Annotated in this window: 13 protein-coding genes; 8 read left to right on the plus strand and 5 right to left on the minus strand. The window is 47.6% G+C overall.

All coding sequences use genetic code 11. The annotated features are described in order from the left end of the window. Positions 1-54: 54 nt before the first annotated feature. The 4 genes from csgG to csgD are packed head-to-tail and all read right to left on the minus strand — an operon-like array spanning position 55 to position 2,397. Positions 55-888, minus strand: coding sequence for a curli production assembly/transport protein CsgG (gene csgG, locus A9180_RS10180; protein WP_064528486.1), 834 nt, complete (start codon positions 886-888; stop codon positions 55-57). Between the two features lie 25 nt (positions 889-913). After that, positions 914-1,330 carry a curli production assembly/transport protein CsgF gene (gene csgF / locus A9180_RS10185; RefSeq protein ID WP_064528489.1) on the minus strand — a complete coding sequence of 139 codons (417 nt, stop codon included), beginning with the start codon at positions 1,328-1,330 and terminating at the stop codon, positions 914-916. A gap of 22 nt (positions 1,331-1,352) precedes the next feature. Then, a complete protein-coding gene (gene csgE / locus A9180_RS10190; protein ID WP_064528491.1) occupies positions 1,353-1,742 on the minus strand; it encodes a curli production assembly/transport protein CsgE in 390 nt (129 codons plus the stop codon). 4 nt (positions 1,743-1,746) lie between these two features. After that, positions 1,747-2,397 carry a biofilm master transcriptional regulator CsgD gene (gene csgD / locus A9180_RS10195; protein WP_064528493.1) on the minus strand — a complete coding sequence of 217 codons (651 nt, stop codon included), beginning with the start codon at positions 2,395-2,397 and terminating at the stop codon, positions 1,747-1,749. A 757-nt stretch (positions 2,398-3,154) separates the two neighbouring features. Here csgD and csgB point away from each other — a divergent pair. From csgB to clsC, 6 genes are all read left to right on the plus strand, one after another. After that, positions 3,155-3,610, plus strand: coding sequence for a curli minor subunit CsgB (gene csgB / locus A9180_RS10205; RefSeq protein WP_064528495.1), 456 nt, complete (start codon positions 3,155-3,157; stop codon positions 3,608-3,610). Between the two features lie 40 nt (positions 3,611-3,650). Further along, positions 3,651-4,109, plus strand: coding sequence for a curli major subunit CsgA (gene csgA / locus A9180_RS10210; RefSeq protein ID WP_064528497.1), 459 nt, complete (start codon positions 3,651-3,653; stop codon positions 4,107-4,109). Between the two features lie 58 nt (positions 4,110-4,167). Next, on the plus strand, positions 4,168-4,500 hold the full coding sequence (csgC, locus tag A9180_RS10215) for a curli assembly chaperone CsgC (RefSeq protein ID WP_064528499.1): 333 nt from the start codon (positions 4,168-4,170) through the stop codon (positions 4,498-4,500). 121 nt (positions 4,501-4,621) lie between these two features. Continuing rightward, positions 4,622-4,933 carry a hypothetical protein gene (locus A9180_RS10220; RefSeq protein ID WP_064528501.1) on the plus strand — a complete coding sequence of 104 codons (312 nt, stop codon included), beginning with the start codon at positions 4,622-4,624 and terminating at the stop codon, positions 4,931-4,933. Between the two features lie 94 nt (positions 4,934-5,027). Continuing rightward, positions 5,028-5,561, plus strand: a complete 534-nt coding sequence (gene ymdB / locus A9180_RS10225; RefSeq protein WP_064528503.1) for an O-acetyl-ADP-ribose deacetylase — start codon at positions 5,028-5,030, stop codon at positions 5,559-5,561. After that, positions 5,503-6,984, plus strand: a complete 1,482-nt coding sequence (clsC, locus tag A9180_RS10230; protein WP_074399519.1) for a cardiolipin synthase ClsC — start codon at positions 5,503-5,505, stop codon at positions 6,982-6,984. Before ymdB ends, clsC begins: the two co-directional genes overlap by 59 nt. 7 nt (positions 6,985-6,991) lie before the next feature. On the opposite strand, the gene mdoC is transcribed toward clsC, so the two are convergent. After that, the gene (mdoC, locus tag A9180_RS10235; protein WP_064528505.1) at positions 6,992-8,149 is read right to left on the minus strand and encodes a glucans biosynthesis protein MdoC; all 1,158 of its coding nucleotides are present in this window, start codon (positions 8,147-8,149) and stop codon (positions 6,992-6,994) included. Between the two features lie 393 nt (positions 8,150-8,542). On the opposite strand from mdoC, the gene mdoG reads away from it, so the two are divergent. Beyond that, a complete protein-coding gene (gene mdoG / locus A9180_RS10245; RefSeq protein WP_074399531.1) occupies positions 8,543-10,078 on the plus strand; it encodes a glucans biosynthesis protein MdoG in 1,536 nt (511 codons plus the stop codon). Beyond that, positions 10,071-12,614, plus strand: a complete 2,544-nt coding sequence (mdoH, locus tag A9180_RS10250; RefSeq protein ID WP_074399520.1) for a glucans biosynthesis glucosyltransferase MdoH — start codon at positions 10,071-10,073, stop codon at positions 12,612-12,614. The genes mdoG and mdoH overlap by 8 nt, the downstream gene beginning before the upstream one ends. The last annotated feature ends 151 nt before the right edge of the window (positions 12,615-12,765 follow it).

Raw genomic sequence — 12,765 nt, forward strand, 5'->3', positions numbered from 1 at the left:
GACTGCACCCCAAAAGTTGGACACCCAACTGATTAAGGTGCAGTTTTTTATGGATCAGGATTCCGGCGGCACTGACAGATGGCGGTATTTCACCAGAATGTCATTCTGCCGATCTGCTTTATTCTGCAAATCCCACAGACCGCGGTCGATACCATCATTAATCAGGAAGATAACACCGGTTTCAATCGCAGACATCAGGCATAGCATAACGGGTTCGTTCGAGGTATATCCTACTTCCCCTTCCAGTAACCGCTGGTAGTCGATAAAGCGGAAGACACCGGCCTGGACTTCATAGGAAAGAATGGTCTTACTGGTGTTCACTGATGACAGGATTTCACCGGTGCTAACATTAACGACACGCAAGTTCACCGCGATTTGGTCAAGTTGGTACTGCGTATCGGCGCCAATACCGAAATATCTCGCCCCGGCACCGCCCGATTTCACGTTACTTTCATAACCAATAATCGACCCTTCAACCATGATATTGGCTGCCGTCAGCGACTGTAGCGGGATCCGGTTATTGAGCGCAACGGTGCCATTTTCCTGTGCCGCACGAATAATCTTACGTTCGTTCAGTAAGTTTTGTAGGCCCTGACGCTCCAGCGGTACAAACCAACGCGAATCTTTCAATGCGGTGACCAGCATTGCGGTCGCGCTTTGCGGAACTGCGGTGGAGAAGTTACTAGCCGGATAAGGTTTAAATTGTCCAGTTTCATCCTGGATGTTGTATACCGAAACAAAGATTTTGCCCGTTGGCGAAGGCAAATGGGTTAAATCTTTGTAGCTTTGAGCTCGAGGCATTAATGTCGGCTTGGCGGCTTCTTTTGGTGGTGCTGTTAAGCATCCACTCAGCAACATGACTGCAACCAAAACAAATAAGCGCTGCATATTATTTTCCTTACAAAGCTGGGGCTTAAAAATCGGTTGAGTTATTTTGTAATCCCGAAACCTGAATCGTGGACGTTTGACCCGTTTTACGATCGGTTACGTTCAGTTGCAGCTGACCATCCCGGTTGGCAATATCGACAATATATTCGTTAGTCACCATTCGTCCTGGCTGACCCGTATTAATATTTGTCAACAGCCCACCTAATATTTGTGACTGAATGGCTTGGGTGAAGTTATCTAACGCCGAGGGCGTTTCAATACCAAAGTCATCATCATAACTTGGGTCTTTATACGAGTTCTGTGCCTGGGCGCTGTTTAGTAAAAAAGCACCATTATTAGGGTTGCCACCAAAATTAGGATTGCGGAACTGGAAGGTCATATTCCCGGCCCAACTTATTGGCGAAATTAGCATGAGTAGAATTACTGCATGTTTGACACGCATTGCAGCCTCCGGACAATTTAATTTAAAATTCATCAGGCGCTAAATCGCCCGTACTCAGTAAAGCCTGACTAATCTGTCGACGGTTCAGTGCTTCTTCAGTTTGTGCCAGTGCAAAGACAACAGTTTTCTCGAAGTCTCTTTTCAATGGGAATAAAAAAGTCTGGAAAATAACGTCCTGATTTACCGTTATGGTGATCCAGCTTCCCCATCGTGCACTGGGTCTTTCATTAATCGTCAAGTTCCCGGTATAGCTACTTTCCCATTTATCACTAAAGGCACGATAAAAATCGTGTCCAATGGATGAAACAGTATGGTCAGTTAACAATCCCGGTACTTCTACCTCTACGGCGTGAGCATTCCCGGCAGCGAAGAGAATATTCGCTGCGACAATCCAGCATAAATAACGTTTCATGGCTTTATCGCCTGAGGTTATCGTTTGCCCATGAGACTGCTTGAGTCCGGTTTTTGACTGCTATCTTCTTGAAAAGATTATAAAGATGCGTTTTAACCGTATTTTCGCTGATGAACAGCGAACGAGCAATCTCGTTATTTGAGGCGCCGATACGCAGTTTATTAAGGATCTCTTTTTCCCTATGAGTAAGGAGGGCAGATTCCGTGCTGTTATAACGATAGTTACCTGAATGTGTGATCAGATAGCTGGCAAGTTTTTGCGTAAAGTAGCATTCCCCGCGTAAGACGCCTTGCAACCCATTGATGACGCGTTCTTGATCCTCCAGGGCGTAAAAAACACCGTTGATGTGAGGCCAGTTTTCAATGTCGCGGTACGGGTAATCGTCTGGAGTATTTAACAACAGTGTTTTGATGTTGTTGTGTTTTCTGCTTAATGTATCCTGCCAGTAATGGATGAGTTTTTTATCTGCTTCCATCATATCTAACAGAATAATGCAGCCAGAAGATATATCGTCCAGAGAACGTTGAATGTTATGTAGTTTTCCTGTAATTGCCAGCGATTGTTTTAAATGCTGCAATAACGCAGTCGCCTGCAATGAAGGTTTAGTGATTAACAGTAATGTATGACCATGAATACTATGGACTTCATTAAACATGATGAAACCCCGCTCTTTTTATTAATCGCACACCTGACAGCTGCCTTTATTCAATAAAGGCACCAGAAGTACTGACAGATGTTGCACTGCTGTGTGTAGTAATAAATCAACCCTAAATGGGTAAAAAATAAAACTAATGGATTACATCTGATTTCAATCTAGCCATTACAAATCTTAAATCAAGTGTTAAACGTGTAACAGGATGTAACACGGTATTTAAAATCGTTAAAATTAAGGAATCATTAAGTCTGGTAATGATAGAAAAGTTGTACATATAGCTTTTATTGCACAATTTTGAAAAGTCATACAAATATACGTAACTGAATGATTAATTTAATAATATTTATTTATTTCTGGTCCTTTTGTTGCGCTAAAATTGTCTGTATTTTCAGAATCTCTTCATGGACAAATTTTTGCTGCAAAAAGACGATGTTTGTGACGGCTTGTCAGGCAAACATATCGAAGGAGTCTTCGTGAATCATGGGAAGAGATAGTTTGTCGAATTTTCGCGGTCAAAAAACGAAGGTTCAAAAGCAAACAAAATAATTTTTGCGTAAATAACAGCGTATTTACGCGAGTTTTAATACTTTGGCATGAGTAAAAAAAGAAAAATACAACGCGCGGGTGAGTTATTAAAAATATTTCCGCAGACATACTTTCCATCGTAACGCAGCGTTAACAAAAAACGGTTTGCGTTAACAACCAAGTTGAAATGATTTAAATTTCTTAAATGTACGACCAGGTCCAGGGTGACAACATGAAAAACAGATTGTTATTTATGATGTTAACAGTACTGGGTGCGCCTGGGATTGCAGCCGCGGCAGGTTATGATTTAGCTAATTCAGAGTATAACTTTGCGGTAAATGAATTGAGTAAGTCTTCATTTAATCAGGCAGCCATAATTGGTCAAGCTGGCGCTAATAATAGTGCACAGTTACGGCAGGGAGGCTCTAAACTTTTGTCGGTTGTTTCGCAAGATGGTAATAACAACCGGGCAAGGATTGACCAGACAGGAGATTATAACCTTGCGTATATTGATCAGGCGGGCAATGCCAACGATGCCAGTATTTCGCAAGGCGCATATGGTAATACTGCAATGATTATCCAGAAAGGTTCTGGTAATAAAGCAAATATTACGCAGCATGGTACTCAAAAAACGGCAATTGTAGTGCAGAGACAGTCGCAAATGGCTATTCGCGTAACACAGCGTTAATTTCCATTCGACTTTTAAATCAATCCGATGGGGGTTTTACATGAAACTTTTAAAAGTAGCAGCAATTGCAGCAATCGTATTCTCTGGTAGCGCTCTGGCAGGTTCTATTCCTCAGTACGGCGGCGGCGGCGGCAACCACGGTGGCGGCGGCAATAACAGCGGTCCGAATTCAGAGCTGAATATTTACCAGCACGGTGGCGGTAACTCTGCTGTTGCATTGCAGGCTGATGCCCGCAACTCTGACCTGACGATTACCCAGCACGGCGGCGGTAACGGCGCAGATGTTGGACAAGGTTCTGATGACAGCTCAATTGAACTGACCCAGCGTGGCTTCGGTAACAGCGCCACTCTTGATCAGTGGAACGGTAAGAACTCTGAAATGACTGTTAAACAGTTCGGTGGTGGCAACGGTGCAGCAGTTGACCAGACTGCATCTAACTCCAGCGTCAACGTAACTCAGGTTGGCTTTGGTAACAACGCGACCGCTCATCAGTACTAATACAGAATTTGTATGACAGAAACAGGGCGTAAGCCCTGTTTTTTTTCGGGAGAATAGTATGAACGCGTTATTACTTCTCGCGGCGCTTTCCAGCCAGATAACCTTTAATACAACCCAGCAAGGTGACATGTACACCATTATTCCTGAAGTTACTCTGACGCAATCATGCCTGTGCCGGGTGCAAATATTGTCTCTGCGTGAAGGCAGTTCAGGCCAAAGCCAGACCAAACAAGAAAAGACCCTCTCATTGCCCGCTAATCAACCCATTGCCTTGACGAAGTTGAGTTTAAATATTTCCCCGGACGATCGGGTGAAAATAGTTGTTACTGTTTCTGATGGACAGTCACTTCATTTATCACAACAATGGCCGTCTTCTTCAGAAAAGTCTTAATTCTTTGAAATATCGGGCATAAGATGAATCTGGAGAGAATGGTTTGCTGCGAATCGGCCAATCTGAAAGTATGGATAACACCACCCCTCAAGGATGACTAATCATTGAGGAAATAGAATAAATGTTCAGACCTTTTTTAAACTCTCTTATGCTCGGTAGTCTGGTTTGTCCTTTCTTTGCAACAGCGGAAAGCAATGCGCAAGGTGGCGTGATTCATTTTCATGGTCAAATCGTGGAGCCCGCGTGTGAAGTGAGCTCTCTGCAAACGCCCGTTGAAATGACCTGTATGCAAAATGGCCCTGTACAGAGCAAAACTTATTCCAGCAAAGAGCTAATGAGTGGCAAAGTCAAAAATGCGCAAATTGCCTCAGTAAAAGTGCAGTATCTTGATAAGCAGAAAAAGCTGGCTGTGATGAACATCGAATATAACTAAGTTTCTGAATCACTCACGTTGCTGACAAGAAAAATGCGATTTCGCTAAAAACCCTGCTGTACACTTAAGAAACAAGATGGTGTAAGGAGGCGTTATGAAATCGCGTATTCATGTTGTACAGGGCGATATTACCAAACTGGCCGTTGATGTGATTGTTAATGCGGCAAATCCATCATTGATGGGGGGAGGGGGCGTCGATGGCGCTATACATCGCGCTGCCGGTCCGGCGCTGCTGGATGCCTGTTTAAAAGTCAGACAACAGCAGGGTGATTGCCCTACGGGACACGCAGTAATTACCCTTGCAGGCGATCTCCCCGCCAAAGCTGTTGTACATACCGTTGGACCAGTGTGGCGCGGCGGAGAACAAAATGAAGATCAGCTATTGCAGGATGCCTATCTCAATAGCCTGCGACTGGTGGCGGCGAACAGTTATACATCGGTAGCTTTTCCTGCCATTAGTACGGGTGTTTATGGATACCCACGCGCTGCAGCGGCTGAAATAGCAGTAAAAACCGTTTCGGAATTTATTACCCGTCACGCTTTACCCGAGCAGGTATACTTTGTCTGTTATGATGAAGAAAACGCCCATCTCTACGAAAGACTCCTTACCCAACAAGGAGATGAATGATTTGCCTCGGCTGGCGAGCGCGGTGTTGCCCTTGTGTTCGCAACATCCAGGACTGTGCGGCATTTTCCCCCTTGATAAAGGTCTGGATGCGTTTGCCGCACGTTACCGCCTGGCCGAAATGGCGGAACATACGCTGGATGTTCAGTATTACATCTGGCAGGACGATATGTCGGGGCGATTGCTGTTTTCGGCTCTGTTAGCCGCCGCGAAGCGTGGCGTTCGCGTTCGTTTGTTGCTTGATGACAACAATACACCCGGACTTGATGGCATTTTACGCTTGCTCGATAGTCATCCGCGGATTGAAGTTCGACTTTTCAATCCTTTCTCTTTTCGCCTGTTACGTCCGCTTGGTTATATCACCGATTTTTCTCGTCTCAATCGACGTATGCACAATAAGAGCTTTACCGTCGATGGCGTGGTGACGCTGGTGGGTGGGCGCAACGTTGGCGATGCCTATTTTGGTGCAGGAGAAGAGCCACTTTTTTCAGATTTAGATGTCCTGGCAATCGGGCCAGTTGTTGAGGACGTCGCTGATGATTTCGCCCGCTACTGGTATTGCAAATCAGTTTCCTCCTTGCAGCATGTTCTGGATGTACCTGAAGGTGAAATGGCTGATCGTATTGAGCTACCCGCATCCTGGCATAATGACAGCATTACACATCGCTATTTGCGTAAACTGGGATCCAGCCCTTTTATGAATCAACTCGTTGAGGGTACGTTACCGCTTATTTGGGCAAAAACGCGTTTATTAAGTGATGATCCAGCGAAAGGGGAGGGTAAAGCAAAACGCCATTCCCTTCTGCCGCAGCGTCTGTTCGATATCATGGGGTCACCCGGCGAGCGGATTGATATTATCTCTTCTTATTTTGTGCCGACGCGTGCAGGTGTGGCGCAACTGTTACGGATGGTAAGAAAAGGGGTAAAGATAGCGATCTTAACCAACTCACTTGCCGCTAATGATGTCGCTGTGGTGCATGCTGGCTACGCACGCTGGCGCAAAAAATTGCTCCGTTATGGCGTGGAACTCTATGAACTGAAGCCAACGCGGGAACAACCAGGTACATTGCACGACCGTGGAATAACCGGGAATTCCGGGGCCAGTCTGCATGCCAAGACCTTCAGTATTGATGGCAAAATTGTGTTTATTGGTTCATTCAATTTCGACCCGCGTTCAACATTACTCAACACTGAAATGGGCCTGGTAATAGAGAGCAAAACGCTGGCGCAGCTGATCGATAAACGCTTTATTCAGAGTCAGTATGATGCGGCCTGGCAGTTGCGTTTAGATCGGTGGGGACGGATTAACTGGGTCGATCGCCACGGGAAGGAAGAAATGATTCTCAAAAAAGAACCCGCAACCAGTTTCTGGAAGCGGGTTTTGGTCAGACTGGCGTCAATATTACCCGTTGAATGGTTATTGTAAACGTGACTTAGCGGGCTGGCGCTTTATCATTCTCGCGCTTAATGGCCGGTTTTCCGGAGAACAAAAACTTCAACAATGGAATGCGTAAATGAATTTCATACAGAATTATCGCAATCCCTATCACGAATATCAGGCCACAGAGGAATCCCAGCAGGTTTGACGTGATATGGGGCGTGATATACGCACCAAAAAAGAGCGTTAAAGGGTGGTGAACCAGATAAATAAACAGCGATGCGTTTACAAAATAGGTTACCCGAGCCGACTGGAAATTGAGCAGGCGGTGGCCAAAGGAGAAAACCACATTCACCATCCACAGGCCGAGTACCATCGTGATCACCGACTCGGTTTCATACATCCAGGCATCGCCGCTACCGTAACGTTGATTGAGCAAATATGCGACAAATGCCATTGCTGCAGCGAGCGTGCAACCACGAGAAGGTGTGGTAAACAAGGCTTTAAGATTAGGGAAAATAAAAGCTAATGCACCAAGGATAAAAAACGGCATATAAAACAGCGTCTGCATGAAAATAAAATTGAACATGCCATCGCTTAAAATAGGCGGGTAAACGATAAAGAGCGTTCTTCTTATTGCCGCATAGCCGATGCCGAGGCATAAGAAGATCACTGATAGTTTAGCCATTGAGAATTTTTTATTTTTGTTACCAGAATTATCTAAATTATTTTTAATGCGCTTAAATATCCATATGCAAAGCGTCGTCATGACCACCAATACCAGTAAAAACCACAGGTGCGAAATTAATTCCCAGGCCAGTGTATTATACTTGTCATACAATGACAGGCCGGGCCAGTTTTCTGCTTTGCCTTTGACATACTGTAGCATAATGAATTGCGGCAAAGTTAGCAGAGGAATGGCCGTTAACATCGGGATCCCCACGCGTTCGACGCGAACTTTCCACCATTTTTTCAATGGGTAGCGCAAAAAAAGCATGTAGGAAAAATAACCAGAAATAACGAAGAATACCTGCATGCGGAACGAGTGGATGAAATCGTTAAAAAGTGTCAGCCACCAGGACGGCTCTGCGCTGTTCACATGCCAGGTGTGGCTTGAATAGATTAAAGAAATATGAAAAGGGATCCCTAACAACATCAACCAGGCGCGGATGGAGTCGAGGAAATATTCACGCTGCGCGGGTACTGGATTCATATATGGTTAACTAATCTCGGATTTTTCGTCTTATCCCTGCCGGGTAATGTCTTTAGGCTTTTGCCATAACTACATCGGTCTGGCGCATCTGGCACAGACTTCACGGGTGTTTTTTACGCGGCATAGCCACTACCACTAACCAAAATGGAAGCGTCTGTAAGACGGTTGATAAATAAATTTGCTGGCAAACCCTACACGAACTCGCTGCTTCTGTCTTTAGGAGAAGCACGGAAAGTGAAAACGGTTGCAATCAGGTGCTTAATCAATGAGCCGGCACGCTGAATAATACCGGGATTCTGTTGTCGGAATGGCTGGTTATCCATTAAAATAGATCGGATCGATATAAGCACACAAAGGGGGAAGTGCTTACTTATTATGAAACATAAACTACAAATGATGAAAATGCGTTGGTTGAGTGCTGCAGTAATGTTAACCCTGTATACATCATCAAGCTGGGCCTTCAGCATTGACGATGTCGCAAAGCAAGCTCAATCCTTAGCCGGGAAAGGCTATGAGGCGCCTAAAAGTAACTTGCCCTCCGTTTTCCGCGACATGAAATACGCGGACTATCAGCAGATCCAGTTTAATCATGACAAAGCCTACTGGAACAATCTGAAGACCCCATTCAAGCTCGAGTTCTACCATCAGGGTATGTACTTCGACACGCCGGTCAAAATCAATGAAGTTACTGCAACGGCAGTAAAAAGAATCAAATACAGCCCGGATTATTTTACATTCGGCGATGTTCAGCATGACAAAGACACGGTAAAAGACCTTGGTTTTGCCGGTTTTAAAGTGCTTTACCCGATCAACAGCAAAGATAAAAACGATGAAATCGTCAGCATGCTCGGGGCCAGCTATTTCCGCGTGATTGGCGCAGGTCAGGTTTATGGCCTGTCTGCCCGCGGCCTGGCAATTGATACCGCGTTGCCATCCGGTGAAGAATTTCCGCGCTTCAAAGAGTTCTGGATCGAGCGCCCAAAACCGACTGATAAACGTTTAACCATTTATGCATTGCTTGACTCGCCGCGTGCGACAGGCGCTTACAAGTTTGTGGTTATGCCGGGACGTGACACGGTTGTTGATGTGCAGTCTAAAATTTATCTGCGCGATAAAGTCGGCAAACTGGGCGTTGCGCCGCTAACCAGTATGTTCCTGTTCGGCCCGAACCAGCCGTCTCCGGCAAATAACTATCGTCCGGAATTGCACGACTCAAACGGCTTGTCTATCCATGCCGGTAACGGTGAGTGGATCTGGCGTCCGCTGAATAACCCGAAACATCTGGCGGTTAGCAGCTTCTCTATGGAGAATCCGCAAGGGTTTGGTCTGTTACAGCGTGGCCGCGACTTCTCTCGTTTCGAAGATCTCGACGACCGTTACGATCTGCGTCCAAGCGCCTGGGTAACACCGAAAGGGGAGTGGGGCAAAGGTAGCGTTGAGTTGGTAGAAATTCCGACTAACGATGAAACTAACGATAACATCGTCGCTTACTGGACGCCGGATCAGCTGCCGGAACCAGGTAAAGAGATGAACTTTAAATACACCATCACTTTCAGCCGGGACGAAGACAAATTGCATGCGCCAGATAACGCCTGGGTACAGCAGACGCGTCGCTCAACGGGGGATGTGAAACAATCAAACCTGATTCGTCAACCTGACGGTACTATCGCTTTTGTGGTCGATTTTACTGGTCCAGAAATGAAAAAGCTGCCAGTGGATACGCCAGTCACCGCACAAACCAGTATTGGCGATAATGGTGAGATTGTAGAGAGTACAGTACGTTATAACCCGGTCACCAAAGGCTGGCGTCTGGTAATGCGCGTGAAAGTGAAAGATGCCAAGAAAACCACTGAAATGCGTGCTGCGCTGGTGAATGCCGATCAGACGTTGAGTGAAACCTGGAGCTACCAGTTACCTGCCAATGAATAAAACAACTGAGTACATTGACGCAATGCCCATCTCCGCAAGCGAGAAAGCGGCATTGCCGAAGACCGATATCCGCGCCGTTCATCAGGCGCTGGATGCCGAGCACCGCACCTGGGCGCGGGAGGATGACTCCCCGCAAGGGTCGGTGAAGGCTCGTCTTGAACAAGCCTGGCCGGATTCGCTGGCTGATGGACAGTTAATTAAAGACGACGAAGGACGCGATCAGCTTCAGGCAATGCCGAAAGCAAAACGCTCCTCTATGTTTCCCGATCCGTGGCGAACTAACCCGGTAGGGCGATTCTGGGATCGTCTGCGCGGGCGCGATGTGACACCGCGCTATCTGGCTCGGTTGACCAAAGAAGAACAGGAAAGCGAGCAAAAGTGGCGTACCGTCGGGACAATCCGTCGTTATATCCTGCTTATTCTGACACTGGCGCAAACCGTGGTCGCCACCTGGTATATGAAGACGATCCTGCCGTATCAGGGGTGGGCGTTTATTAATCCGGTTGATATGGTCGATCAGGATCTGTGGGTTTCCTTTATGCAGCTCCTGCCTTATATGTTGCAGACCGGCATTCTGATCCTCTTTGCTGTTCTTTTCTGCTGGGTGTCTGCCGGTTTCTGGACCGCGCTGATGGGATTCCTGCAACTGCTCATTGGTCGCGATAAATACAGTATTTCTGCGTCGACTGTTGGCGATGAACCGCTAAACCCGGAGCATCGTACGGCATTGATCATGCCCATCTGTAATGAAGACGTGAGTCGCGTCTTTGCAGGCTTGCGTGCAACGTGGGAATCGGTAAAAGCCACCGGCAATGCTAAACACTTTGATGTTTACATTCTGAGTGATAGTTACAACCCGGATATCTGCGTCGCAGAGCAAAAAGCCTGGATGGAGCTTATCGCTGAAGTCGGCGGCGAAGGGCAGATTTTCTATCGCCGCCGCCGCCGTCGTGTAAAGCGTAAAAGCGGTAATATCGATGACTTCTGCCGTCGCTGGGGCAGTCAGTACAGCTACATGGTGGTGCTGGATGCCGATTCAGTGATGACCGGTGATTGCTTGTGCGGCCTGGTGCGCCTGATGGAAGCCAACCCGAACGCCGGGATTATCCAGTCTTCGCCGAAAGCATCTGGTATGAATACGCTGTACGCGCGCTGCCAGCAGTTTGCGACCCGTGTTTATGGGCCATTGTTCACGGCCGGTTTGCACTTCTGGCAACTCGGCGAGTCGCACTACTGGGGGCATAACGCGATTATCCGCGTGAAACCGTTTATCGAGCACTGCGCGCTGGCGCCGTTGCCGGGGGAAGGTTCTTTTGCCGGTTCAATCCTGTCGCACGACTTTGTAGAAGCCGCTCTGATGCGCCGCGCAGGCTGGGGAGTATGGATTGCGTACGATCTCCCGGGCTCTTATGAAGAGTTGCCGCCAAACTTGCTGGATGAGCTAAAGCGTGACCGTCGCTGGTGTCATGGCAACCTGATGAACTTCCGCCTGTTCCTGGTTAAAGGGATGCACCCGGTACACCGTGCGGTGTTCCTGACGGGGGTGATGTCATATCTCTCTGCACCGCTGTGGTTTATGTTCCTCGCGCTCTCGACCGCATTACAGGTAGTACATGCGTTGACCGAACCGCAATATTTCCTGCAACCACGGCAGTTGTTCCCGGTGTGGCCGCAATGGCGTCCTGAACTGGCAATTGCACTGTTTGCCTCAACAATGGTGCTGCTGTTCCTGCCAAAATTGTTGAGTATTTTGCTCATCTGGTGCAAAGGGACTAAAGAGTATGGTGGCTTCTGGCGCGTCACCTTGTCGCTGCTGCTGGAAGTGCTGTTCTCCGTACTGCTGGCGCCGGTGCGCATGCTGTTCCATACGGTATTTGTGGTCAGCGCCTTCCTCGGCTGGGAAGTGGTGTGGAATTCACCGCAACGTGATGATGACTCCACTTCCTGGGGAGAAGCGTTTAAACGCCACGGCTCGCAACTGTTACTGGGTCTGGTGTGGGCGGTTGGCATGGCATGGCTGGATCTGAGATTCCTGTTCTGGCTGGCGCCGATTGTTTTCTCGCTGATCCTGTCACCGTTTGTTTCGGTGATCTCCAGTCGTACGACCGTGGGGCTGCGTACTAAACGCTGGAAACTGTTCCTGATCCCAGAAGAGTATTCACCGCCGCAGGTGCTGGTCGATACCGACCGTTTCCTTGAGATGAACCGTCAGCGTTCTCTCGACGATGGCTTTATGCACGCGGTGTTTAACCCGTCGTTTAACGCCCTGGCAACGGCAATGGCGACCGCGCGTCACCGCGCCAGTAAGGTGCTGGAAATCGCCCGTGACCGCCACGTTGAACAGGCGCTTAACGAGACGCCAGAGAAGCTGAATCGCGATCGTCGTCTGGTGCTTTTGAGCGACCCGGTAACGATGGCACGTTTGCATTTCCGCGTATGGAACTCTCCAGAGAAATATTCTTCATGGGTGAGTTACTACGAAGGGATAAAGCTGAACCCACAGGCATTGCGTAACCCGGCTGCGGCTTCGCAATAAAAACGTAGTTGCCTGATGCGCTACGCTTATCAGGCCTACATCGTTCCTGCAATATATTGATTTTGCAAGATTTTGTAGGTCGGATAAGGCGTTCACGCCGCATCCGGCAAAAACAACGAGCCAATAAAAATACCGGCGTAATGCCGGTATT

This window comes from Escherichia sp. B1147, from assembly GCF_001660175.1.
Lineage (GTDB): Bacteria > Pseudomonadota > Gammaproteobacteria > Enterobacterales > Enterobacteriaceae > Escherichia > Escherichia whittamii.